At 62.6% G+C, this 23,168-nt stretch carries 21 protein-coding genes and 1 pseudogene; 12 read left to right on the top strand and 10 right to left on the bottom strand.

The annotated features are described in order from the left end of the window. Positions 1-5 precede the first annotated feature (5 nt). Both AWB68_RS48875 and AWB68_RS16745 read left to right on the top strand, forming a co-directional pair. Positions 6-164 (top strand): hypothetical protein, encoded by a 159-nt coding sequence (locus AWB68_RS48875; protein WP_200828716.1) that lies wholly within the window; start codon positions 6-8, stop codon positions 162-164. Further along, positions 164-1,555 carry a sigma-54 dependent transcriptional regulator gene (locus AWB68_RS16745; protein ID WP_087645467.1) on the top strand — a complete coding sequence of 464 codons (1,392 nt, stop codon included), beginning with the start codon at positions 164-166 and terminating at the stop codon, positions 1,553-1,555. The genes AWB68_RS48875 and AWB68_RS16745 overlap by 1 nt, the downstream gene beginning before the upstream one ends. A gap of 220 nt (positions 1,556-1,775) precedes the next feature. Here the strand turns inward: AWB68_RS16745 and AWB68_RS16740 are convergent, their stop codons facing one another. Further along, positions 1,776-2,201 (bottom strand): hypothetical protein, encoded by a 426-nt coding sequence (locus AWB68_RS16740; protein ID WP_235028373.1) that lies wholly within the window; start codon positions 2,199-2,201, stop codon positions 1,776-1,778. Between AWB68_RS16740 and AWB68_RS49505 the strand changes: the two genes are divergently transcribed. Further along, on the top strand, positions 2,175-2,567 hold the full coding sequence (locus AWB68_RS49505; protein WP_235028372.1) for a hypothetical protein: 393 nt from the start codon (positions 2,175-2,177) through the stop codon (positions 2,565-2,567). The two genes, AWB68_RS16740 and AWB68_RS49505, sit on opposite strands and share 27 nt — an antisense overlap. A 222-nt stretch (positions 2,568-2,789) precedes the next feature. Here the strand turns inward: AWB68_RS49505 and AWB68_RS16735 are convergent, their stop codons facing one another. The 7 genes from AWB68_RS16735 to AWB68_RS16705 form a co-directional block, all read right to left on the bottom strand. Further along, positions 2,790-3,062 (bottom strand): PLP-dependent transferase, encoded by a 273-nt coding sequence (locus AWB68_RS16735; protein WP_235028371.1) that lies wholly within the window; start codon positions 3,060-3,062, stop codon positions 2,790-2,792. Between the two features lie 174 nt (positions 3,063-3,236). Further along, positions 3,237-4,463 (bottom strand): porin, encoded by a 1,227-nt coding sequence (locus AWB68_RS16730; RefSeq protein ID WP_510183571.1) that lies wholly within the window; start codon positions 4,461-4,463, stop codon positions 3,237-3,239. 268 nt (positions 4,464-4,731) lie between these two features. Next, positions 4,732-6,078: an MFS transporter gene (locus tag AWB68_RS16725; protein WP_087645465.1), complete on the bottom strand. Its 1,347-nt coding sequence runs from the start codon at positions 6,076-6,078 to the stop codon at positions 4,732-4,734. A gap of 763 nt (positions 6,079-6,841) precedes the next feature. Beyond that, complete coding sequence (locus AWB68_RS16720; protein WP_160110026.1) at positions 6,842-7,750, bottom strand: DUF3616 domain-containing protein; 909 nt, start codon at positions 7,748-7,750, stop codon at positions 6,842-6,844. Between the two features lie 335 nt (positions 7,751-8,085). Next, entirely contained in the window at positions 8,086-8,856 is a 771-nt protein-coding gene (locus AWB68_RS16715) for a DUF3047 domain-containing protein (protein WP_087645463.1), read from the bottom strand. 185 nt (positions 8,857-9,041) lie between these two features. After that, positions 9,042-9,311: a hypothetical protein gene (locus AWB68_RS16710; RefSeq protein WP_087645462.1), complete on the bottom strand. Its 270-nt coding sequence runs from the start codon at positions 9,309-9,311 to the stop codon at positions 9,042-9,044. Positions 9,312-9,718: 407 nt separating this feature from the next. Next, positions 9,719-10,666, bottom strand: coding sequence for a LysR family transcriptional regulator (locus AWB68_RS16705; RefSeq protein ID WP_087645461.1), 948 nt, complete (start codon positions 10,664-10,666; stop codon positions 9,719-9,721). A gap of 171 nt (positions 10,667-10,837) precedes the next feature. Here AWB68_RS16705 and AWB68_RS16700 point away from each other — a divergent pair, with 171 nt between their 5' ends. Further along, a complete protein-coding gene (locus AWB68_RS16700; protein ID WP_087645460.1) occupies positions 10,838-12,055 on the top strand; it encodes an FAD-dependent monooxygenase in 1,218 nt (405 codons plus the stop codon). 300 nt (positions 12,056-12,355) lie between these two features. Here the strand turns inward: AWB68_RS16700 and AWB68_RS16695 are convergent, their stop codons facing one another. Further along, positions 12,356-13,258: a LysR family transcriptional regulator gene (locus AWB68_RS16695; RefSeq protein ID WP_087645459.1), complete on the bottom strand. Its 903-nt coding sequence runs from the start codon at positions 13,256-13,258 to the stop codon at positions 12,356-12,358. Positions 13,259-13,375: 117 nt separating this feature from the next. Here AWB68_RS16695 and AWB68_RS16690 point away from each other — a divergent pair, with 117 nt between their 5' ends. The 6 genes and pseudogenes from AWB68_RS16690 to AWB68_RS51100 all read left to right on the top strand — a co-directional run. Further along, positions 13,376-14,254: an alpha/beta fold hydrolase gene (locus AWB68_RS16690; RefSeq protein WP_087645458.1), complete on the top strand. Its 879-nt coding sequence runs from the start codon at positions 13,376-13,378 to the stop codon at positions 14,252-14,254. A gap of 4 nt (positions 14,255-14,258) precedes the next feature. Further along, positions 14,259-15,677, top strand: a complete 1,419-nt coding sequence (gene leuC / locus AWB68_RS16685) for a 3-isopropylmalate dehydratase large subunit (protein WP_087645457.1) — start codon at positions 14,259-14,261, stop codon at positions 15,675-15,677. Continuing rightward, positions 15,674-16,288 carry a 3-isopropylmalate dehydratase small subunit gene (gene leuD / locus AWB68_RS16680; RefSeq protein ID WP_087645456.1) on the top strand — a complete coding sequence of 205 codons (615 nt, stop codon included), beginning with the start codon at positions 15,674-15,676 and terminating at the stop codon, positions 16,286-16,288. Before leuC ends, leuD begins: the two co-directional genes overlap by 4 nt. Positions 16,289-16,393: 105 nt before the next feature. Further along, positions 16,394-17,719 (top strand): dicarboxylate/amino acid:cation symporter, encoded by a 1,326-nt coding sequence (locus tag AWB68_RS16675; protein ID WP_087645455.1) that lies wholly within the window; start codon positions 16,394-16,396, stop codon positions 17,717-17,719. Positions 17,720-17,912: 193 nt separating this feature from the next. Continuing rightward, positions 17,913-18,515, top strand: coding sequence for a DUF1326 domain-containing protein (locus tag AWB68_RS16670; protein ID WP_087645454.1), 603 nt, complete (start codon positions 17,913-17,915; stop codon positions 18,513-18,515). Continuing rightward, positions 18,508-19,233, top strand: a pseudogene (locus AWB68_RS51100) (DUF2182 domain-containing protein); the annotation flags it as partial. The gene AWB68_RS16670 and the pseudogene AWB68_RS51100, both read left to right, overlap by 8 nt. Here the strand turns inward: AWB68_RS51100 and AWB68_RS16660 are convergent. Next, positions 19,119-20,342 carry an alpha/beta hydrolase family protein gene (locus AWB68_RS16660; RefSeq protein ID WP_235028370.1) on the bottom strand — a complete coding sequence of 408 codons (1,224 nt, stop codon included), beginning with the start codon at positions 20,340-20,342 and terminating at the stop codon, positions 19,119-19,121. The pseudogene AWB68_RS51100 and the gene AWB68_RS16660 overlap by 115 nt on opposite strands. A 177-nt stretch (positions 20,343-20,519) precedes the next feature. Here AWB68_RS16660 and AWB68_RS16655 point away from each other — a divergent pair, with 177 nt between their 5' ends. Together AWB68_RS16655 and AWB68_RS16650 are read left to right on the top strand one after the other, a co-directional pair. Then, complete coding sequence (locus AWB68_RS16655) at positions 20,520-21,467, top strand: LysR substrate-binding domain-containing protein (RefSeq protein WP_087645453.1); 948 nt, start codon at positions 20,520-20,522, stop codon at positions 21,465-21,467. An 86-nt stretch (positions 21,468-21,553) separates the two neighbouring features. After that, the gene (locus tag AWB68_RS16650; protein ID WP_374729579.1) at positions 21,554-22,900 is read left to right on the top strand and encodes an MFS transporter; all 1,347 of its coding nucleotides are present in this window, start codon (positions 21,554-21,556) and stop codon (positions 22,898-22,900) included. Positions 22,901-23,168 lie beyond the last annotated feature (268 nt).

Genomic DNA, 23,168 nt, shown 5'->3' with positions numbered 1-23,168 from the left:
CCTGGATGAACGAATCGCTGGTCGCAACGATTGTTGGATCTTCCGCGCTGCTGATTGCGGCGATGCTGGTCGCGAGCCACTACCGGCTCGAGCGTCGCCGGCAGCGCATGATGCGGCACCTCGACGAACCCCGTTGGTGGGACGGCAGCCGCTCCCGGCGTTAATGCAAAAGCGTAAACTGGTCTACGTCAGCTGCAACCCGAGCGAGTCGCTGTGCGCGCGACTCGAGGAGCGGGGCTGGCGGGTCGAAATCGCGTCCGGCGTGAGCGAGGTCCGCCGCTCGCTTCGCCAGGACCTGACGACGGGCGCCCTGCTCGATGTGTCGAGCGGCTTCGTCACCCGGGAACTCGCGGCGCTGGAAGCGTCGCTCATGCTTGCGCATGTCGGTTGGGTGGCAATGACCACCCAGGCCCATCACGAGAACGTCGCGGTGCGCCGGATCATCCGCGAGTACTGCTTCGACTACGTCACCGTTCCGACCAGCGACGCGCGGATCGTCGATTCAGTGGGTCACGCGTACGGCATGGCCGCACTGAACGGCCTGTCCGACGACGCGCGTGAAGGCTGGCCGGAAAGCGGAATGCTCGGCTCGTGCGATGCCATGCGCGCGCTTTTTCTCGCGATCCGCAAGGTCGCCATGAACGATGCGCCCGTTTTCATTGCCGGGGAATCGGGCACTGGCAAGGAACTCACTGCGTTCGCGATTCATTCCCGTTCCCGTCGCCGTGACAAGCCGTTCGTCGCGGTCAATTGCGCTGCGATTCCCGCGGAACTATTTCAGTCCGAGTTATTCGGTTATGAGAAGGGCGCGTTCACCGGCGCGAACCAACTCAAGATCGGCAAGATCGAATCCGCTGACGGCGGGACGCTCTTTCTCGATGAAATTGGCGACCTGCCGCTGGAAAGCCAGGCAAACCTGTTGCGCTTCTTGCAGGAAGGCCACATCGAGCGATTGGGCGGGCACAGGCCCACGAAGGTCGACGTGCGGATCATCTCCGCCACGCACGTCGACCTCAATGCGGCGATGCGAGAGGGACGGTTCCGGCCGGATCTCTACTATCGGCTATGCGTCCTGCAACTCGACGAGCCACCGCTCAGAGCCCGAGGCAAGGACATCGAGGTCCTGTCGAAGTGCATGTTCGATCGATTCAGGAGCGAAGCCGAGCGAAGACTGCGCGGCTTTTCGCCCGACGCGGTCGCTGCAATGTACAACTATGGCTGGCCGGGAAACGTACGCGAACTCATGAATCGCATTCGACGTGCGATCGTGCTGTCGGAGGGCGTCGAGATCACAGCGGATGATCTTGAAATCGGCGGCTTTGCGGAACTTGCACCGATGACGATGGCGCAAGCGCGGGCGATCGCGGAGCGCCATGCGATCGAGCTAGCCATGCTGCGCAATCGAGAGAGGTTGAACGAAGCGGCCAACGACCTGGGTATTTCACGCGGGACGTTGTCGCGCCTGCTACGAGTGCACGGCATGCTGCATGCGGACATCGGCGTGGGGGTCGAGGAGCCGTCAGAGCAGGTATCGAACGTCTCCGCCGCTCGTTGAATCATGCCGGCAGTGCACCTCAAGGTGCGCAGTCTTAGAGCGTAGTGGCGGCATCCCTTAGACGCCATCGGCGCACTCCGTATCACGTCAGGTCGGGGAAGTGACCCAACCGTCGGGCAGAAGGCGCGGGAATCAAGGGACTGAAAACCTGCGCCGGGGGTCGGGCTCAGCGTCGCTCATGGCAAGCGCCTGGGCGAGCGTGAGCCCTTCTGGGATTCGACTAACGGAAGCCGTAGACGCGGACCTTTTTCCCCTCAAAGCTTTCTTGCACACCTTGCTCGCAAGACGGCGGACACGTTACTTTGCCGTCCGCGCTCTGGCCTGCCGCGGTGACCGCCCTGTAGACAACGGATTCGACGAGCGTCCCGTCGGCAGCGACGACGATGTTCAGATCAGTCTCGACGCCGGCCGGCACGGCGCCGCCGGCGGTATAGACGATTGTCATGGTGCCGGTGCAGTCGGAGTTCACCGTATAGGCGCCGATCTGGTTCGGATTGAATGTAACCTGCTTCCCTTTCGGCACCCCGCCGATAACCCCGAAGTCGGTGCGTGTGAAATGACCAACACCGTCGAACGTCACCAGGGCGACGTCATCGAGGATCGACGGGGCGGCGAACGGATGCAGCACATTATCTGCATCCAGCAATCCAAGAATCTCTCCGTGACCGATAAACCCAAACGATCCCTCAGCGTTTCGTTCGAGCATTGGCCGCCGGCCTGCGCGGCACCACTGAGCGAGAGAAGTGCAACGGCTGTTGCCGACGCAATGCTTAAATGCTTGATCTTCACGGTCGTCTCCTTGCCAGCGAATCGGGCACTTGAGATCACGGCGCGCAGGGCCCTATTGCCTGGCTGGATTAGGCGCCCAATTCAAAGTGAAATTAAAAAAGACCGCAGTGAATCCTGGCTGCCGCCGTTTGCGGAGCAAGCGATGAAAGAACGAGTAGCCGCCAGTGCGGCCGGGTGTTCTGGAGTGCGAGGCGAGAAAGCCGAGGTGCGGGCCAAGTCATGAATGGCGAAACGCTTCGCCAAGCAGGTATTTTTTGCCTGGCGTCGGCAGACACGCGCAGAAGAGTTGCACGAAAGTCCGCGCAATGGTGACTTCGTGAGTCAGCCATGCATGAAGGGCGCATGGCAAAAAATAGTGTAATCCACGGGTCAGTTAAAGACAATTGGCTTTTCCAACCGCAGTCTCGGAGGATAGAGATCGTGCTGTTGCTCAGCGAATTGCGAATCAGGCGAAGGTCTCGTCGAGCGCCGCCTTGATATCCGCGATCGGATCGGCCGGCTCTTCTAGACAGATCGACAGACGCAGGTGACCGCATTTGCGGAACACGTCCGGATAACACTCCGATCCGCCGTGTCCCGCCTTGCCGACGTGTAAGATCAGGGACTCGTCGTGGCCGAGCGATACCGCCGACGTGATGAGACGCAGGCTAGCCACGAAGCGATTTTGTATCTCTGGTTCGCCCTCGACGGCCAAAGCCATGAAGGCGCCATACCCCATTCCGCCGAATTGCCGCGACGCAAGCTCATGCTGAGGGATGGGACGGGAGCCCCGGAAATGCCACGAAGGCGACTCTTGGCTCCTCGTCGAGGAATTCGGAGACCTTTGAGGCAAGCATATCCAGCACCGCATATCCGCCGAAGACGAACCGCACTTCCCGCCGCGAGTCCTTAATCAGAACCTATGCCGGAGACCGACTCGCAGTCCGATCTGCTTGTCGGTCGATGACGCAGTGAAGCCGCTGATGTTGGCCACTGCCGCTTGCCCCAGCGAGTCGCGTCCGGTCGCACGTTGAAGCACGGCCAGCACGTATGCGTCGGTTCGCTTGGAGAGGAAATAGTCCACGCCGGTGTCGAGTTGCAGATACTTCGCGCCGCCATCGCCCTTTACCGAACTTCGCTGCGTGTAGTCGAATGCCACGCCGGTCAGCAGGCTTGGCGTGATGTACGAGCGTACGCCCAGCTCGACGCTATTGAACGTGGCATTGCCCGAATACGCGAGCGGGTTCGGTCCTGAGGCCGATCCCATCGACTGAAAACGCGTGTTCGTCGCCACCGCGCTCACAATCGTCGGCCCGATGGAATACGAGCCGCCCAGGCCGATGATCTGGAGCGTGTTTGCTGAAGCGTACCCTGCATAGGCGGGCAAAACCTCGGGCGTCGTGGGGGAGCCGGGAGAACCGATGTTGTTGGCTGTCGCCAAGCCTTTGTTGGGCGTATTGCCATAAAAAGAGACGTTGGGGTTTCTTGCGTTGAGATAGCCCGCTCCGAAGTTGAACGACGTCCCCGCGTATGACACGCCAAGCGACCAGACCTGATTTTGCGTCGCGTTGCCCGCTACGCCTCCGAGGCTATACAAGGCCTCCGCTTTCACGGCCTTGAAAGGCGACGTCGCGATTTTGATGGAGTTGTTGATCCGGCTCGTATTGCTCAGATTGTCGACATCGCCGACATGCGACGACATGTAACCGCCCCAGTTGCCCGACGCGGCAAACTGCTGGACCGAATCAACCAGCGGGTCGTATTGTCGACCGACCGTCAGTGTGGCTAAACCGGACGAGGAAATCCCGACGTAGGCCTGGCGACCAAACTCCGCGCCTCCTTGCGCCAAGGTGCCGGTGTTCGCCATGAAGCCGTTTTCAAGTACGAACAGGGCCTGCATGCCGCCACCGAGGTCTTCGGTTCCGCGCAGGCCCCAGCGGCTGCCGGACAAGCCGGTCGCATGTCCGTCGCTCATTGCGACCTGGCTCTTTCCGTTCAGCTGGCTTCCGACTCTGCCTGTCTGGGCGCTGTTCAGATAGGTGACGCCGAGGTCGATGAGTCCATACAGCGTGACACTGCTTTGAGCATGTGCCGACGACATGCAAGCAACGCCGACACTTAGCGATAAACATTTTTTCAACACTTTAGTCTCCTTCCTTTTTAACGTGAACTCTTGAGTGGGGACGCACGGCTTCCGTGAGCCTCTTGAAGCCGGCTCACCAGTGATCTCTTTCGTCGTGTTTGACCGCGGCGGATGCTCGTCGAGCATCAATCGCATCGTTCATCGTGGCGGGTTCTCGCTCGCGTGACGATGCGACCCGCTCAACCCGCTCGTCGGGCCTTTGCCAACGACTTCGTCAGCGAATTCGCTTCTTGATGCTTGCTGGGCATCGGCATCGGACCCACTCTTACGCAGGCTCGACTTCCGCGACGGGAGTCGCAATGCGCAGCGGTCCGGTCGGGCGCGATTCGATCAGGCACACAGCCAGCATTGCGATAACGCCAGGAATGGCGATAGCGATGAAGTTCTGCTGCAGGGGCAATGCCTTGCTCACGAGAAAGCCGATCACGATGGGTGCGAGAATCGCCCCGCTGCGGCCGACGCCGGAAGCCCAGCCAATGCCGGTGGACCGCACGGCCGTTGGATAGTACTGTCCGGCAAAGGCATACGTAACGATCTGGGTACCGATGGTGGATGCGCCAGCGAGACCGACCAGGAAGAACAACACTCCGGGCGGGACCTTGACGCCGAGCAGGCTGATGGACACTGCCGCAAGGGCATACATGACGATCAGGACGTATTTGATGTTGAAGCGGTCAGCCAGCCAGCCGCCGCCAATTGCCCCGATCATCGCTCCGAAATTGAGGACAAGAACGAAGGTGAGCGCGGAGCCGAGGCTGTGTCCGGCGCTCGACATGAGCTTCGTCAGCCATGAGCTCAATGCGTAGACCATGAACAGGCACATGAAGAAGGCCACCCACAGCATCACGGTGCTCAACCCTCGACCATCGGCAAACAGTTGCTTGATCGGTGAGCCGGTCGCTGTCCCATTCTCGGCAAGCGAGAAGGTGTCCGCTTGCTGCGGCACATAAGCGGGATCGACGCGCGGAAGAATGTCCTTCAAACGGTCCGAGCGCCCGGTCCGGACGAGGAACGCCAACGACTCGGGCATGTACTTCCAGATAAACGGTGCGAGAAGCGCGGGCAGACTCGCGGCGAGAAAGACCGATTGCCATCCATAGTGCTCGATCATTGCTTTCCCAATCAGTGCCGCAAGCATGCCGCCAACCGAGTATCCGCTGAACATCAGCGTCACCATGGTGCTGCGGATCTTTCGAGGGGAATACTCGCTCATCTGTGCCACTACGTTCGGCATGACACCGCCAATTCCCAACCCCGCCAGAAAGCGCGCAATACCGAACGTCAGGGGATTGCTTGTCAATCCGGCCGCAGCCGTGAAAACGCTGAAAAGCAGGAGACATATCACGATCGCGGGTACACGGCCTATCTTGTCCGCGATCGTTCCAAGGAAAACCGCGCCCAGCATCATGCCGAGCAAGGCGGAACTCACCATGAACCCTGCGCTGGTTGCCTGAATGCCCATGTCGCGCATGATCGATGGGAGCGCAATGCCGACGACGGCGAGATCGTAGCCATCGAAAATAATGATCAGCGCGCACCAGAGAAGCAGCAACAGGTGGAATTTCCTGAATCGGGCGTCGTCGCATAAGCCTTGGACGTTTATTTGACGCATGGTTTCTCCTTTATCGTGGGACATGTGCTTTGACTCGCAATATGAGTTTGATATTGAGATTGCTTTGTTTGCCTGGCATCCGTTTCTGCGTCACGAAGGGAAGACGCGAATTCACGCCCGGCTTCAATGAGCCATTCAAGGCGTAATCAGCGTTGAATATTCCAAGCGCGTGAAAGCAAAAATGCCTTTGCAAAGACGGGCAGGGAATCGCAGCGATCACGCAAGCGTGGCCGACCGATCCCAAACCGGTTATATCGTCGAAGCCCGAGAAACCGCTCGACGAGTTGCGGTTAGCGCAGAGGCGCCCGACTCTGATGGCTTGACCCTACGACCAGCGGAAGTGTTGCGTACACGATGTCTCCCTTCGCCTCAAGGCGCGGTGTTGTCTTGATCTGGTGGTGCCCCAGAATAGGTGAGCCGATGATTGAACGTCCAATACCGATTTGGTTTCGGGCTATACCTGGCAGGTCGCACGCTATGGCGAAAACCCTTAGAAGCATCGATGCAACTGGCTCTCGTTCGGGCGTAGCGCAACACCACGACCCGCTGCGGGACGGCGTTGCTGCCAGGGGATTGGCTGATACCGAGGGTCGTCGCTCAAGCAATAGAGAAGCGACGTGTCGCGAGAAAAAATCGAGTTAGTGCCGCGCTGAGCGTCGAGGGAATCGCCCGCTGGCAGACGAAAGCCTTCGTGTCGTTTCGATGAGAGCGCTTATGGATTAGCGTCGGACGAGGCTGCGCACCGGACGGAAGCAGGGCAGCGTCATCGATCGATAGCCATGCCTCTGAAGGTTTTGTCACCGGTCAACTTATACCTGTCGGCGCCTTCCTTGCAGACCTTGTTGTCGTCTCCATCGTCACTTAGCAGATAAAGCTGTCTGGTGCCGGCAATCTCGAACAATCCCTCCGCGTGGAAGTTTGACGGTTCGATGTCTTTCCAGTGCACTGGAGGCGCGGCCGACGCGCGGTTCCACTTGTAAATCGCGAATCGCGATGACGGATCGCCACGCGTGCCCCTGTTGTACGGGCCCGCGACAATGAAATATTCGCCGCCGATCCGCTCGATGCTCCGAATGCCCCGGTGGCCGAGATCCAGAGAGGCCAGATCGCCGAACACAGGCTTAGCGCCGCGCTCGACCACTGCGGCCGGATTCTTGAGTTCGAGCACGAGTGCTTCATGCTTTTTGTCCGTAAGCGGGTTCCTGAAGCCGATGAGCAACCCGCCATCCTCCGTGGCGGCAAGCCCTTCGATGTTGAATCCACCGAACTCCTCGGGACCCGTCTTCGTTGCGTCCGTCAGCACCTTGAAGCGTTTGTCCGACGCAAGCGCGTCCAGCAGTCCGCTATAGGGCTTCGATTTGAGCGGCACCACTGTGGGCACGGCGCCCGACGTATCGATGCGCGTCGCGAACAGGCGCCGCCGCTTTGGTCGTGGCTCGCCATTGTCTTTGCTGGCATGCGAAGCGATCCAATAGATCCTGTCGCCGATCCTTGCGGCGCCCTCGAGGTCCGTTTGCTTCGTCCCGTCGCCTTTGACCAGATACGTCCCCAGCCCGACCTCGCCAACACGGTCGGGCGTTCCATATCGATAGATGACGAGCGTGTTGATATCGTCATCGGCGACGACGAAGTAGTTGGACCCGAGGTCGATTCCCGCCGATGCATTGCACATTCCCCTGTATGTCGTGACAGGTTCCGCACGTGCGGATGATGCAAGCGCTTCGATTGCACACGCCGCGAAAATCGCCAGCAGCCGTGCATGCCGCCCGAATGCGGAACGTGCGCTTGAGATCGATGTTTCCGTGCCGTTCATGTCGCTCGTCCGATTCGTTGTTGAACCGCGGCCAGCCACGCGCGCGTCCGGATTTCCTGATGCAGATGAAAAGTGTTCCTCGCCTGCGTGATGACTCCGATGGCGCGCCTGTCGGCATCGGCATATTTTAGCGAGTGACGCTTCGCCGGCATCGCATGGCAGGAGCGCTGCGCTTTTCCGGCGACGTTATGTTGTCAAGGTCCGGGCAGGAACTGGATGTCTCCATACCAGGCGCGTGTCGTGGTCTCGGTGTTGTCGGTGTCGGTCAGCAGGCCGTAGCCGGTAATCCGCCCTGGCGGTTCGTGAAAGGCTTTCTCGTAGTCTTGCGCGATATTGCGGCGCAGGCTCTGCCATTGACCCGCATCGCCAGGCTGACCGGAGACGACGATCATCTGCACGCGCCCAGTATGGGGATTGGCGATGACGCTGCCCGGCGCAGCCGTGGTCGACCAGATATACATCAGCGTGGCATAGGGCAGGTCTTGACCACCCAGGCGCTTCGCCACTTGCATGCTGGCCCGATCGAATAGCGACAGCTTCTTTGTGTCGCCATCAAAGCAGAACACCAGTCGCGCTGGCGCATCTTCCTTCGATCCGACGTGGTTGTCGGCGCCCTCGATCGGCTTGTCGGCTTTCCAGCGCCACGCTACGACGGGTGTCTGAGCCAGATCGATATCGCCCTCGTGCATCAGAGCGGAAGCGGAACGGTTCGCGTCCGCTTGCAGGACGGTTGTGTGGCCGTCGTGAACAAGGGTGTATTGCGTCATCGGCTTTCCGTTCACGACCGGCAGGTTCTTCCAGCCGGCGGGCAGCGTTGCGCCCGGCGCTGCCGCGGAAAAGGTGACACCAGGGTTTGCGCTCTGGGCAAGGAGGCCGGGCGGCGACAGCAGGAGCGCGACGCACGCGGCGATCCCGAGGGGCCAGACTGTTCGTTTCCGCGTTCGCGAGGTCGGAGGAAGATGCATGGCTGGTCGGACTCGGCTGTTGGCCAGCACCCATTGTAGCCGGCTACGCGGTGGTCATCGCCGCAAACCCGTCGCATACGGGCATTTCGATGAGCAGACGGGTTCGGGCCGGGAGTTCGCTCGCGAAGATGGCAAGTGCGGATACTCGCCTCGATCCCTGGGAGCGCTTCGAGAACGATATCGAACTACGTCGATTCGGCTCGCAGGAGATCGTCCACAAGACGGCGCCCGGCACTGTAGCCGCCCATGATCGCGGCACCTTCAGTCGAAAACGAATGCCCGCCAGACTCACCAAGCCGCAAGGGTGTGAAGTGCGCGAGCGTCGCACCCGTTTTGACGATTCGGACAATCGCGATGTACCCGTAACTGGACATCGACGCACCCTTCTGCCAGTGAAAGCCAGCTTCGACCCCAACTTCCACTTCGAAACCGTGATACGGGTAGGTGCGTTTCATTTGATGCCTCGCGATCGCTTGCCTCGCCGGCAATTGTCGAGGCAGCCCCGTGACATTCCTATGAACGAAGTCGGAACATCAAGCACGGGGAAAATTATCTTCTCCCATTCTAAAACGATATATACAGTTTTTCCGGGAAAACTGCTGGAACGCGGCATCGCGGCCCGCCTCGGGGGGCGGCGCAGGTCGCCGAACGCCGCGGTGGCGTTGTATGGCGCTTCCTATGGCTATGTGCTCGAAACGGGGCGCATGGTCGCAGAAGGCAGCAGCGCCGAACTGCGCCGCGAGGATGCACTTCAGAAGGCGCGTGCTCGGGCGGCAATCAGCGGAAGGTCGTGCAAACGCGGGTCAGTGCTGCGTGTCGGGGCGAGATTCAAATACGGCTCGGCCACGAGTCTCGTTGCACGCTACGAGCCTTTTTGCACGGACTTCGATCTGCGCGTTTGCATCGCCGAGTCCGCGAACAGATCGATCACCACGCCGCGTAGCCAGCGATTGCCTTCGTCCTGCTGGACTCGCGCGTGCCAGAGCAGATGGATCGGCGCGGCGGGCAGCGTCGAGGGCAATGCGCGCAGGCTGAGTGAGAACGGCGCAGCCAGTTGCAGGGCCAGTCGCTCAGGCACCGTGGCAATCAGATCGGTGCGTTGCAGGATGTAGCCGACACTCATGAAGTGCGGCACCGTCAGTCGCACCCGGCGCTGCACGCCGCGCCGTTTCAGCCAGTCGTCCACCTGACCGTGCCCGGTGCCGGCGGACACCACGACCAGATGCTCGGCTTCACGCCAGGCGGCGAGCGTGAGCGGCGTATCTTCGAGCGCATGGCCGCGCCTGAACAGGCAGACATACCGTTGAGAGAACAGGCGGCGCTGATAGAAGCCGCCCTTGAGCTGCGGCAGCAGGCCGATGGCGAGATCGACCCGGCCGTCGGCCATCTCGTCGCTCAGATTGACGCTCGTGTCGCGAACGGTATTCAGCGCGATGCCCGGCGCCTCGCGCGACAGTCGTTCGACCAGCGCGGGCAGAAAGACAACCTCGCCGATATCGGTCATGCCGATCGTCATCGTGCGCGTGGCACGCAGCGGATCGAAACCGGTCTCGGGATTGAGTGCGGCGTGCAGGGTCGCGAGCGCCTGAGAAACCGGCTCTGCCAGACGCAACGCGAACGGCGTGGGCACGACGCCGCCCGGCCCGCGCACGAACAGCGGATCGCCGAGCCGTCGACGCAGTTTGGCAAGTGCGTTACTGACGCCGGGCTGACTCATGTTCATCTGCTCGGCCACGGTCGATACGCGCCGCTCCTGCATCAACCGTTGGAAGAGCAACAGCAGATTGAGATCAACTTCACTTAGTTCCATGGCGTGGGTATCCCGGTCTCATTGATTCTAGTGATGAACCAGATTCGCCCCATCTTATTGCGAAATGAACGACGAGTGCCGAGAATTCATACACGGCGCACGCACCGGACTTCAGCACAGTACGCACGCGGTGCCGACTCAAACTCACAGCCTGAATATCGGAGACACCCCATGGAACAGCTTGATCTGAAGATCGCAATCGTCGGTGCTGGCATCGGCGGCCTCACGCTCGCGCTCGCACTGCGAGAACGTGGCATCGACGCGCAACTCTACGAGCAAACCGACGAGCTTCGCGAGGTCGGAGCGGCCGTCGCGCTATCGGCGAATGCGACGCGGTTTTACGAGCGCATGGGGCTGCGTGCCGCCTTCGACGCGGTGTGCGCTGAAATACCCGCGCTGATCTATCGGGACGGGCGCAGCGGCGCAGTGATCGGGGAGCATCGTGGCGAACCGAGCTATCGTGAGCAGTTCGGCGGTTCGTACTGGGGCATCCATCGCGCGGACCTGCAGGCCGTATTGTCGAAAGCGGTCGGCCTCGATCGCATCCATCTCAGCCATCGGTTGACCGATCTCGTGCAGCATCCCGATCGTGTGAGTCTGAGTTTCGCCAACGGTCGGCACGTCGACGCCGATCTGGTGATCGGCGCGGACGGGGCGCGCTCGATCACGCGGCGCTGGATGCTCGGCTACGACGATGCCCTGTATTCGGGCTGCTCGGGTTTTCGTGGCGTGGTGCCGGCCGACCGCATGGATCTGCTGCCCGATCCCGAGGCCATACAGTTCTGGGTCGGTCCACAGGGCCATCTGCTTCACTATCCGATCGGCGACCAAGGCGACCAGAACTTTCTGCTGGTCGAGCGCCATCCCTCGCCGTGGTCGTCGCGCGACTGGGTCACGCCGTCGAGCGAGGGTGAGCAACTGCGCCTGTTCAGGGACTGGCATCCGGCGGTGGTGCAGATGATCACGGCGGTGCCGATCAGCCAGCGCTGGGGCCTGTTCCATCGTCCCCCGCTCGGGCGCTGGAGCAAGGGGCGCGTGACGCTCATCGGCGATGCCGCGCACGCCCTCGTGCCGCACCATGGCCAGGGCGCCAATCAGTCGATCGAAGATGCCGTGGTGCTCGCCGCGCAGTTGGCCAAGGCCGGCCCGGGCCGCTGGCGCGAGGCGCAGGAGGCCTACGAGCGGCTGCGCCGGGGCCGCACGCGCAAGGTGCAATACGCATCGATAACGACGGCGGACGTGTTGCATCTGCCCGACGGGCCCGAGGCGCAGGCGCGCAACGCCCGCCTTGGCGCACGCGACAGCCTGCTGCATCATCTGGACTGGATTCACGATTTCGACGCCCTTGAACAAGAGCCGACCGAGCGCCAGGGCGGCACCTGGCTTTAAGCCGCACTTCTCTCGCAATGCGGACGGTTCGCTTTACCGCCGCCGCTGAAGGCCTGCATTCCGCGGGCCTTCAATCGCGAGTGGTCTGGCCGGTGAAAAGGCCAATTGCCATTGATGTCTGTCTGTTCCGCAAGTGTTCTTCGAGACGAGCAGCGGCTTGCTGTTCTCGCTTCATGAGGCGCCCGGCGTGTCGAAGCAGCCGGCGGCTCCGAGGGACGCAGCTTTGTCGCTACGACTACGGACGAGCGGTTAGCAGAGTTCCTCGGAGATCGATGCTTCTCGTGATTCAAGCATCGTGCTTCATGCAACCTTTCCAGGCGCGCGGAGGTACGTCCCCAGAAAGTCGACGAAGGTTCTGAGCTTCATTGAAAGCTGGTTACGCTCCAGGTAAATCGCATGAATGTTGGCGTCCGGCAGCGCCCATTCCGCAAGCAGAGGTATGAGCTCTGCTTGCGCGAGATGCCCCTCGATCTCCCATTGCGATCGCACGACGATGCCGCGACCTTCCAGTGCCCACCGAAGCACCACGCTGCCATCGTTGCACGACAATGCGCCGTCGACCTTAACGGTCTCCGTGCGCTTGCCGCGCGCAAAATGCCATGTGCCATAAGCCGACTCGTTCTCGCGCAGCACGATGCATGCATGGCGCGTCAGATCGTGCGGTACTGATGGCTTGCCATGCCGCGCCAGGTACTCAGGCGACGCGCAAACTATCCTCCGGTTCTCGAGCAACAAGCGCGCGTTGACACGCGCGTCAGGCACCTCGCCGAAGCGGATGCCTATATCGAAGCCTTCTTCCTGCAGGCTCATGGGCCGGTCGGTCAGTTGCAACAGGATCTTGATCGCGGGATAGCGCGCGATGAACTCGGACACCGCCGGCGCGACACGCGCCCGCCCGAAGCCGAACGACGCGTTGACGCGCAAGAGGCCGGCCGGCTCGCCGCGGCTCTGCGTGACGAGTTGCTCCAGTTCCGACAGTTCGTCGAGAATGCGCGAGCCGTTCGACAAGTACACTTCACCCTCCGGCGTCAGGCTCAGGCGCCGCGTCGTGCGATTCATCAAGCGCACGCCAAGACGCCGTTCCAGTTGTGCGAGCCGCTTGCTGACGGCGGGCGGCGTCACGCCCAGCTCGCGCGCGGCCGCAGCCAGATTGCGATGCCGCGCCACGAGCGAGAAGAGGTTCAGGTCGGAGAAGCCATCCATTTCAATGCTCCAGAGTTTCGAACAGATTCGTTCCTCACGGTTACGGCCGGAATGCTTTCAAGGAAACCCGTTCTGTGAAGTCATCAATTAGACTCCGTTAAACGTTGGGAGACAATCATGTTCGAAGGCTTCAACGATGCATCGACAATCGTCGACGGCATCCGGATTCATGCGATCAAAGGTGGACGCGGTCCCGCGCTACTGCTTTTGCACGGCCATCCGCAGACTCACGCGATCTGGCACAAGGTCGCGCCAATGCTCGCGGAACACTTCACGGTGATCGCCGCCGACTTGCGCGGCTATGGCGACAGCGGCAAGCCGCCGGGTGTCGCCGGCCACGCGAACTACGCGAAGCGCCGGATGGCGCTCGACCAGATCGAACTCATGCGCGGTCTCGGCCACGCATCGTTCGCGGTGATCGGACACGACCGAGGCGGGCGTGTCGCGGCGCGGATGGCGCTCGATCATCCCGCCTCCGTGACGCGGCTCATCACACTCGATGTCGCGCCGACGCTCGCGATGTACGAGCAGACCTCATTCGACTTCGCGCGTGCCTACTGGCACTGGTTCATGCTGGTGCGCCCCGCGCCGTTCCCGGAGACGCTGATCCGCGCGGACCCGGATCTCTATCTCAAGCAGACCATCGGGGCGCGCAGCGCGGGCCTCGCGCCCTTCACCGCAGCGGCCTACGCGGAATATCTGCGCTGCCTGTCCGATCCCGCTACTGCGCACGGCATCTGCGAGGACTACCGCGCGAGCGTGACGATCGACCTCGAACACGACCGCGCGACGCTCGATTCACGGCAGCACATCGCCTGTCCGTTCATGGCGTTGTGGGGCGCGCAAGGCGTCGTCGAGCAGTGCTTCGATCCGCTTGCCGAATGGCGGGCGTATGCGCCGCAAGTGCGCGGCGAAGCACTGCCTTGCGGTCACTACATTCCCGAAGAAGCGCCTGAGCGACTGCTCGAACACGTGTTGCCCTTTCTCACCGAGTAATCCCATGTCCGACCGAACCCTCTACCACAAGCTCGTCGATTCGCATCTCGTGTCGCGCATCGACGAACACAACGTGCTGCTCTACGTCGATCTGCATCTGATGAACGAGTACACCAGTCCGCAGGCTTTCAGCTCACTCGAAGCGCGCGGCCTTGCGGTGCGGCGTCCGCGACAGCAGCTCGCCGTCGTGAGCCACATCATCCCCACGCACGCGGAGTCGCCGCGCGTGATACGCGATGCGGCGTCGCTGTTGCAGGCGCAGAACCTTGCGCGCAACTGCGAGCGAGCCGGCATCCGGCTCCTCGCCGCGAACGATCCGCTGCAAGGCATCGAGCACATCGTCGCTCCGGAACTCGGGCTGATTCGTCCCGGCATGGTCGTGCTGTGCGGCGACAGCCATACGACTACCTACGGCGCGCTCGGCGCACTGGGCTTTGGCATCGGCACGTCGGAAGTCGAGCACGTGCTGGCGACGCAGACGCTGGCTTATCGGATCGCGCGGACGATGCGCATCACGATCGATGGCGCGCTGCCGTACGGCACGTCCTCGAAAGACGTGGTCATCTGGCTCGTCAGCCGGATCGGCGCACAAGGTGCGCGCGGCTATGCCGTCGAGTTCGATGGGTCGACCATCGCATCGCTTTCGGCCGAAGCGCGCATGACCTTGTGCAACATGACCGTGGAAGCCGGCGCGCGCGCCGCGCTGATTGCCCCGGACCAGACCACTTTTGACTACGTGCGCGCCCACGCGCCATCGCTCGACGATGCGGCGTGGCAAGCCGCGCTCGAAGACTGGCGCGGCCTGTATTCCGATGGCGGCGCGCGCTTCGACACCGAGTACCGCTTCGACGCGCAGCAGATTTCGCCCTTCGTCACCTGGGGCACAAGCCCGGATCAGGCGGTCGCCATCGATCAGCCGATTCCCGATGAAGCCGCGCAGGCGACACCCGAAGCCGCCACGTCGCTGCGCCGGGCGCTCGACTACATGGGACTCACGGCCGGTCAACGGCTCGCGGGCACGCGCATCGACCGCGTGTTCATCGGCTCGTGCACCAACGGGCGCATCGAAGACTTGCGCACGGTCGCGGGGATCGTGCGCGGCAAGCGCGTCGCAGAAGGCGTGCGCGCCATGGTCGTGCCGGGATCGGGCAGCGTGCGCCGGGCGGCCGAACAGGAAGGCATCGCAAGGGCGCTGATCGACGCGGGCTTCGAGTGGCGCGAGCCGGGCTGCTCGATGTGCCTCGCGATGAACGACGACGTGCTCGAAGCTGGCGAACGCTGCGCTTCGACGACCAACCGCAATTTCGAGGGCCGCCAGGGACGCGGCGGCCGCACGCATCTGATGAGCCCTGCGATGGCGGCCGCGGCCGCGCTCACCGGCTGCATCACCGATGTCCGCACACTGGAGGAACACGCATCATGACGCGACTCACGACCATCGAAGGCAGCGCGGCGCCGTTGCCCATCGATAACCTCGACACCGACCAGATCATGCCGAAGCAGTTCCTGCGCATCATCGACAGGGCGGGTCTCGCCGACGGTCTGCTGTACGACCTGCGTTTCGACGAGCACGGTGCGCCACGCGCGGGCTGCGTGCTCAACCAGAGCGCTTATGCGAACGCGCGCATCCTGATCGGCGGCGCGAACTTCGGCTGCGGATCGAGTCGCGAACATGCGGTGTGGGGTCTCCAGCAATACGGTTTTCAGGCGGTGATTGCGCCGAGCTTCGCGGAGATCTTCTATTCGAACGCGATGAACAACCGTCTGCTGCTGGTTCAACTGGAGCGCGGTGTCGTCGATGCGCTGACGCGGGAGGCGATCGAAACGCCCGGCGCATCGATTTCGATCGATCTCGAACGTCAAATCGTGACGTCCGGGTCCGGCGAACAATACACGTATCCGATCGGCGCTCGCCATAAGCGCATGGTGATCGACGGCATGGACACCGTCGATCTGACGCTCGACTCCCTCGCCGCAATCGAAGCGTTCGAATGCGCGCACTTCGCGCGGCACGCCTGGGCCCAGGTGATGTAACCGCTCATCCGTCGCGCGCCGCGACGGTATCCACGATTCCACTCTGCCGATTCCCTTCCGATCGAAGAAGGGAAGGGCATCCCTTTGCCTCGAAAAGGAGGAGACATGAAACGCAAGCCGTTCTACGCCATTCTGTACGTTCAGGTGCTGGCAGCCATCGCCGCTGGCGTGCTGCTCGGACATTTCGCACCGCAAGCCGCGACCGCGCTGAAACCGCTCGGCGATCTGTTCATCAAGCTCGTGCGCATGATTATCGGGCCGGTGATTTTCTGCACGGTCGTCACCGGCATCGCGGGCATGCAGGACATGAAGAAGGTTGGACGTGTCGGCGGCAAGGCGTTGCTTTACTTCGAGGCCGCATCGACGCTCGCACTGGCGATCGGCTTGCTTGCCGCACATGTGCTCACGCCCGGCAAGGGCTTCGACGTCGATCCGGCGACACTCGACGCACACGCCGTATCGGGCTATGCGATGCAGGCTGCACAAGGTGACGGCATCGCCGGATTCATCGCGCACGTGATACCCGAGACGTTTCTCGGTGCATTGGTGCAGGGCGACATTCTCCCCGTGTTGCTGATCGCGATGCTGTTTGGCACGGCATTGGCGCTGATGGGCGAGCCTGCCGCGCCCGTCACGCGTCTGGTCGAGACATTGTCGAAGGCGTTTTTTCGCATCGTCGGGATGATCACGAGTCTCGCGCCGATTGGCGCGTTCGGAGCGATGGCCTTCACGATAGGGCGCTACGGCATCGTCTCGCTGCTGCCGATGCTGAAGCTGATCGGCGCGTTCTATCTCACTGCATTCCTGTTCGTCGCCATCGTGCTCGGCATCGTCGCGCGCTTGTGCGGATTCAGTCTCTGGCGCTTTCTCGCGTATATCCGCGACGAACTGCTGATCGTGCTCGGCACCTCGACGTCCGAGGCCGCATTGCCGCAACTGATGGACAAGCTCGAACGGTTGGGTTGTCCGCGCGGTGTCGTGGGCCTCGTCGTGCCGACCGGGTATTCGTTCAATCTGGACGGCACCAACATCTACATGACGCTCGCCGTGCTGTTTCTCGCGCAGGCGACCAATACGCACTTGTCCTTCGCGCAGGAAGTCACGCTTTTGCTCGTCACGATGCTGACGTCGAAGGGATCGACGGGCGTGACCGGCGCGGGCTTCATCACGCTCGCCGCGAGCCTTTCCGTCGTGCCGACCGTTCCCGTCAGCGCGATGGTGTTGATTCTGGGCATCGATCGTTTCATGTCCGAATGCCGGGCGTTGACGAACATCGTCGGTAATGGCGTGGCGACGATCGTCGTGTCGGCGTGGGAAGGTGAACTCGATCGCGGGAAGCTTGCGGCGGCGTTGGGCGCGTCTGACGCTCAAGTCTCCGTCGACTCGGGAAGCCCGTCGGCCGGACGTTCGGGCGTTGGACCCGCTCCGTAACCGGTTATCCGATTATCAAAGACGAACGTTCGTTCATCGACAGCAAGTGTGTCACCCGCACCGGGTACCCATGAGCTTTGAGTCGTCCCCCGGCCATTTCGACCTAGACTTGAATTGATTCGCTCGCCAGTTCGGCGTCCGGAATCGCCACTGACGCGTGCAAACGCGCGTCCGAACGACGGAGATCAATGCCATGGCCGAGAGCTGGAAGGTTGCCGGTACGTATTTCGAAAGCTGCAACTGCTACGCCCCGTGCAGTTGCGTTTGTCTCAGTCCGCCGTCGGATGGCGACTGCGCGGTGCTGATCGGTTGGCACGTCGATCAAGGCGAGTTCGTCGACGTGACACTGGACGGACTCAACATCGCTATGTTTGCGTATTCGCCGGGTCACATGCTGCAAACCAAGTGGAAAGTGGCGCTTTATCTCGACGAACGCGGGACGCCAGAGCAGCAAGAGGCGTTGGGTAAGATCTTCTCCGGTCAAGCCGGGGGGCCGCTTTCCGCGCTGGGCCCGTTGATTGGCGAAGTCATGGGCGTCAAACCGGCCGCGATCGACTACCACCTCGACGGGAAGCGTCGCAGCCTTCGCATACCCGATGTGGCGGACATGGAAATCGAAGCGTTGTCTGGTCAGGATGGAGGCGACGTCACCATCAGCAATCACCCGTTTACCCCTGTCCCGGGGTTTGCGACGGTGATCGGGAAATCGACGCGCTTTAGCTTCACCGACCACGGTTTCTCCAGGGAAATCTCCGACCGAAACGGCTTCTATTCTCCGTTCGCCTACCATGGCTGAGCGAGGTTTTCGCGGAGGGTTCGTGGCGCGACGGCTGCCGGTGCGGGACCGCGTGATCGTACTGTCGGGACTCGCGGCCGCCGCGGCGCTCGCGTGGGCTTACCTGCTGTACATGAGCTGGGGCATGGAGCACATGGACGCGGGGGCCGCCATGGCCATCATGCCGCGCATGACGGATTGGGGCGCCGTCGATCTGCTGCTGGTGCTGTCGATGTGGGCCATCATGATGGCCGCCATGATGCTGCCGTCGATCGTACCGATGGTTCTGAGCTTCGCGTTCCTGAGCCGCCAGCGACGTGCGCAACGGCTGCCTTATGCACACACGGGCGTATTTGTTCTCGGCTACCTGGCTGTGTGGTCCAGCTTCAGCCTGTTGGCCACGCTCGCGCAGTGGGGCTTGCTCGAAGCCCGTCTCGTTACACCGATGATGGTGAGCGCCACCCCGCTGCTTGGAGGCGCTCTCCTGGTCGCTGCCGGAGTCTTCCAACTGACACCTTTAAAGCAGGCGTGCCTTGGCAAGTGTGCTTCCCCACTCGGTTTTCTTCTGAACGAATGGCGCGACGGCACACTCGGTGCCTGGATCATGGGGTTCCGCCACGGGGCCTACTGCGTCGGCTGTTGCGGGGCACTCATGGCGTTGCTCTTCGTGTTTGGCGTCATGAACGTGCTTTGGGTTGCCGCTCTGTCGATCTGCGTGATGCTGGAAAAAATGCTGCCGCAAGCGCGATGGCTTCCTCTTGCGGAGGGGTTGCTGCTGGTTGGCTGGGGTGTCGCAGTTGCAACAACCGGGTGATAGCCGGATGGTTGTTCGTGCGCGGCGGTTGCTTCGCGCTCCGGGCGAGCCCGCTGAAACACGACGCTGCCCGGATGTCGCTGCCGCAATGCCCCTGACTTCAGCCATGTGAGCGCGATCGGCCAGAGGCTGTCTTCGAAACGGCTGTGAAAAAACGCGAAATGCCCGATCGCCGGCTGACCGATCTGTCTCGGCGCGATGCGCAAATGCGTGAGCGCGCTGCCCGTGAAATAGCGGAGCAGCCGTTCGATCGCGGGCACGGTGCCGAACTCGTCGTCGGTCACGCTGATCGCGAGAAGCGGCGCGCGCACCGCCGAGAACTGTGCGACGAGTTGCGCGCGTTCCGCGTCGCCGAGGGCGAACGCCCCGCGCCTGAAGGTGTCTTCGAAACGCGCCTTGCTGCGGCTCCACGAGAACGCCACGCCCTTGGGCGTGTCCTCCATCCAGCCGAGGCGCCTGGCCGGCACATAGCCGGCGAGGATTGCGAGAATCGGCATCAGCACATGCCAGCGCCACAGCATCGTCAACTTGCGGCCCGACGCATAATCGCGCCAATGCGCGTACTGCGCGCCCACCGTGACGATGCGCCGGATCATCGCGTTCGACGGCGCGAGCCCGATGACAACGCCGCCGATGCTGTGCGCGACGACGTCGACCGGTTGGCCCGGAAATTCGAGCGCCACGTATTGCAGCACCGCTTCGAAATCGAGTCGCCCCCAATCGAGCCACGATGCGCGAAACCCGCGCAGCGCCCGGGGCCGCGATTCGCCGATGCCGCGGTAGTCGTAGACAATCGCGTCGCAGCCGTGTCGGAAGAGGAATGCCGCGAACCGGAAGTAGTAACGGCAACGCACTGACGTCGCTGCGTTGACGATCACTACCGGCCGCGCGCTTGCGTCGGACTTGTGCAGGCCGCACCAGTCGCCCGCACGAGGTTTGCCATGACGCCAGACGAAGCCGCGAATCGGGCAGCCGTCCGCCGCGACTAGCGCGAATGCCTCGGGTGCGAGTGTGGTGGTATTCGTGTCCTGCATCGTAGCTCCAGACGAGACGATCCTCGATTGCCCATGTGCCCCGTGCGTCGCCGCATACCGCAGCCAGACGCCACATGAAGTCGCGTCGATCGCCCGAGTCCGCATACATCGATATTCCACTTGACTCGCCCGGCCGGCTCAACCAACCTTCTTGCATCTTTCGCATGAGGAGCATGCATGCCAGTGCCGCTTGTCCGGCTCGCGCCGCTTGACCTGATTCGCGGCTTTGTCGCCGTTGGCCGCCGCATGAGCATCACGCTCGCCGCACAGGACCTGTGCCTCACGCAGTCGGCGCTAAGCCGCCAGGTTCGCGCGCTCGAGGATTGGCTCGGCTTCGTACTCTTTCAGCGCGGCTACCGGTCGATTTCCTTCACGCCCGAAGGCGAACGCCTCTTTCGCACCGCCGATGCTGCCGTCCAGCAATTGCAGGAAGTCTTCGAAGTCCTGGGCCACGCGCAGGAGGGGCTGCCCGTGACGATCACGGCCAGCATCGGTGTGACGGGCCTCTGGCTGCTGCCGCGGATCAACGGATTTCAACGCCGCTATCCGAACGTCGACCTGCGCATGGCGGCGATCGACAAAAACGTCGACTTGCGCGCCGAGGGGATCGATCTCGGCATCCGCTACTGCACGGCCACGAACGCGCCCCCGGGCGCCGTACGCCTCTTCGAAGAGGCCGTCGTGCCCGTCGCGCATCCCTCGCTCGGACTCGTGCGACTCGACGAGGCCGCCGTGCTCGGGCGTCATGCGCTGCTCGAATTCGAGGGGCCGCGCAGGCCGCTCTTGCGCTGGTCCGATCAGCTCGCCGCAATGGGCCTCGCCCACGCGCAGCCGAAGAGGATGCTGCGTTTCAACCAATATGACCAGGTCATTGCCGCGGCGCTCGCAGGCCAGGGCATCGCGCTTGGCCGCATTGCGCTGATCGAGCCTCTCCTTGCAGACAAACGGCTCGTCGCGCTAGGCGAGGGCGTGGCCGTCCGCACGAGCACCTACGGGTACTGGCTCTATCAAGCCGAGACGCAGCCGCGCCGGGACGTGCTCGACGTCGTCGAGTGGATCAGGTCGGAAGCGCGCGCCGTGGAGGCGATGGTCAACGGGGTGCTGGCAGCGCAGGCCGGTACGTGACACCGTCACTCGCATGCACGCGGTGCATGCGAACGCGTCCAAAGTATTGATTGAAGCGCGCCGGGCGCTGGCATTTAATGGCCAGCATGGTGTGCAGGCGCGCGGCATCCGCAAACGTCACATGGAGCGGCACCGCGCGCGGCACGTGCAGCGAGGGCGCAACGAGCGGCAGGCGCACCACCCACACTACGCGGAGGAGCGAAGTGAGCGGACAACAGGACATCTGGCGCAAGCGCTGGCAACCGGTGATTGCAGGCGGGCTTCTTATGGGCGCCGCGTTGGGCGTGCGGCACGTGCAGGGGCTCTTCCTGACACCGGTCACGATCGACCATGGCTGGTCGCGCGAGACGTTCGGTCTTGCACTCGCGCTGCAAAATCTGCTCTGGGGCGTGGCGCAGCCGTTCACGGGGATGATCGCCGACCGCTTCGGTTCCGCACGGGTCATGCTCGCCGGCATGCTCGTCTATGCGCTCGGTCTCCTCGTCATGGCCTTTGCGGGCACGCCCGGCGTCTATACCCTCGGCACGGGCGTGCTAGTGGGCGTCGGACTCTCGGGTTCCGCATTCGGCGCTGTGTACGGCGCGCTCTCCCGGCTCTTTCCCGCCGAGCATCGCAGTTGGGCGCTCGGCGTCGCGGGCGCGATAGGCGGACTTGGTCAGTTCTGCACCGTGCCGATCGTGCAAAGCCTGATAGACGGTCTCGGCTGGGTCTCGACGCTCGTGGTGCTTGCCTCGGTGATGGTCCTGCTTGCGCCGCTCTCGGCCTTGTTGCGCGATCGCCCCGTGAGCCATGTCCCCGGCGAGGCAACCGTACAGTCGATGGGCGCGGCGATTCGCGAAGCGCTCTCGCATCGGGGATTCTGGCTGTTGAACTTCGGCTTTTTCGCCTGCGGCTTCCAGCTCGCGTTCATTGCCTCGCACATGCCCGCCTATCTGCTGGACAAAGGCTTGAGCCCACGGGATGCGAGCACGGCGCTCGCGCTGATCGCGCTCGCCAACGTGATCGGCACCTATGCGTGCGGATACGCAGGCGACTTCATGCGCCGAAAGTACGTGCTCTCAGCGATCTACTTCATCCGGTCCGCGGCGATGGCGGCTTTCGTTCTCGCGCCGCTCACGCCAGCGAGCGTCTGCGCATTCTCGTTCCTGATGGGCCTGATCTGGCTCGGCACGGTGCCGCTGACGAACGGTCTCGTATCACAGGTCTTCGGTGTGCGCTATATCGCGACGCTGTTCGGCTTCGTGTTCTTCGGGCATCAACTGGGGAGCTTTCTCGGCGTCTGGCTCGGTGGCATCGTGTACGACGCGACCCATGCCTACGACCTGCTTTGGTACGGCGCCATCGCGCTCGGCGTCATCGCGGGCCTCCTGCACTTGCCGATCAATGACGAACGCGTCGAGCGCCTCAGCGGAACGCTTGCGCAGCGGGCATGAGAGGCATGAGAGCCTTGATGAGCACGCCGAGGCCGCTGCGGCGCGTTCTAGTGGCAACCGTGGCCGCGCTCATTGGACTTTCGATCGTGGCCGTGTGCTTCGCGGGCTACCTTACACCCGCTGCGGTCTTCTCTCTTCTATCAGGAAGCGTGTTTTGCGAATGAGACGACAGACGGCAGCCAGAGTTGGGCGTCGCCCACGAGGCCAGGACGACATGGCCTTGCTGAGAGAACGCCCCAAGCGCCGACGCCACAATCAAGCGGGGAAT

Origin of the sequence: Caballeronia choica, from assembly GCF_001544535.1 — a bacterium.
Classification (GTDB): Bacteria; Pseudomonadota; Gammaproteobacteria; order Burkholderiales; family Burkholderiaceae; genus Caballeronia; species Caballeronia choica.
Note: the sequence above shows the minus strand (reverse complement) of the source record. Positions and strands in the feature narration are given on the sequence as shown.

Bases quoted from the DNA above. Each gene is read 5' to 3' on its own strand.
- AWB68_RS48875 (WP_200828716.1), top strand. From the start codon at position 6: ATGAACGAATCGCTGGTCGCAACGATTGTTGGATCTTCCGCGCTGCTG.
- AWB68_RS16745 (WP_087645467.1), top strand. From the start codon at position 164: ATGCAAAAGCGTAAACTGGTCTACGTCAGCTGCAACCCGAGCGAGTCG.
- AWB68_RS49505 (WP_235028372.1), top strand. From the start codon at position 2,175: ATGCAGCACATTATCTGCATCCAGCAATCCAAGAATCTCTCCGTGACC.
- AWB68_RS16735 (WP_235028371.1), bottom strand. From the start codon at position 3,062: ATGGGGTATGGCGCCTTCATGGCTTTGGCCGTCGAGGGCGAACCAGAG.
- AWB68_RS16725 (WP_087645465.1), bottom strand. From the start codon at position 6,078: ATGCGTCAAATAAACGTCCAAGGCTTATGCGACGACGCCCGATTCAGG.
- AWB68_RS16720 (WP_160110026.1), bottom strand. From the start codon at position 7,750: ATGTGCAATGCATCGGCGGGAATCGACCTCGGGTCCAACTACTTCGTC.
- AWB68_RS16715 (WP_087645463.1), bottom strand. From the start codon at position 8,856: ATGCATCTTCCTCCGACCTCGCGAACGCGGAAACGAACAGTCTGGCCC.
- AWB68_RS16710 (WP_087645462.1), bottom strand. From the start codon at position 9,311: ATGAAACGCACCTACCCGTATCACGGTTTCGAAGTGGAAGTTGGGGTC.
- AWB68_RS16705 (WP_087645461.1), bottom strand. From the start codon at position 10,666: ATGGAACTAAGTGAAGTTGATCTCAATCTGCTGTTGCTCTTCCAACGG.
- AWB68_RS16700 (WP_087645460.1), top strand. From the start codon at position 10,838: ATGGAACAGCTTGATCTGAAGATCGCAATCGTCGGTGCTGGCATCGGC.
- AWB68_RS16695 (WP_087645459.1), bottom strand. From the start codon at position 13,258: ATGGATGGCTTCTCCGACCTGAACCTCTTCTCGCTCGTGGCGCGGCAT.
- AWB68_RS16690 (WP_087645458.1), top strand. From the start codon at position 13,376: ATGTTCGAAGGCTTCAACGATGCATCGACAATCGTCGACGGCATCCGG.
- leuC (WP_087645457.1), top strand. From the start codon at position 14,259: ATGTCCGACCGAACCCTCTACCACAAGCTCGTCGATTCGCATCTCGTG.
- leuD (WP_087645456.1), top strand. From the start codon at position 15,674: ATGACGCGACTCACGACCATCGAAGGCAGCGCGGCGCCGTTGCCCATC.
- AWB68_RS16675 (WP_087645455.1), top strand. From the start codon at position 16,394: ATGAAACGCAAGCCGTTCTACGCCATTCTGTACGTTCAGGTGCTGGCA.
- AWB68_RS16670 (WP_087645454.1), top strand. From the start codon at position 17,913: ATGGCCGAGAGCTGGAAGGTTGCCGGTACGTATTTCGAAAGCTGCAAC.
- AWB68_RS16660 (WP_235028370.1), bottom strand. From the start codon at position 20,342: ATGCAGGACACGAATACCACCACACTCGCACCCGAGGCATTCGCGCTA.
- AWB68_RS16655 (WP_087645453.1), top strand. From the start codon at position 20,520: ATGCCAGTGCCGCTTGTCCGGCTCGCGCCGCTTGACCTGATTCGCGGC.
- AWB68_RS16650 (WP_374729579.1), top strand. From the start codon at position 21,554: ATGGTGTGCAGGCGCGCGGCATCCGCAAACGTCACATGGAGCGGCACC.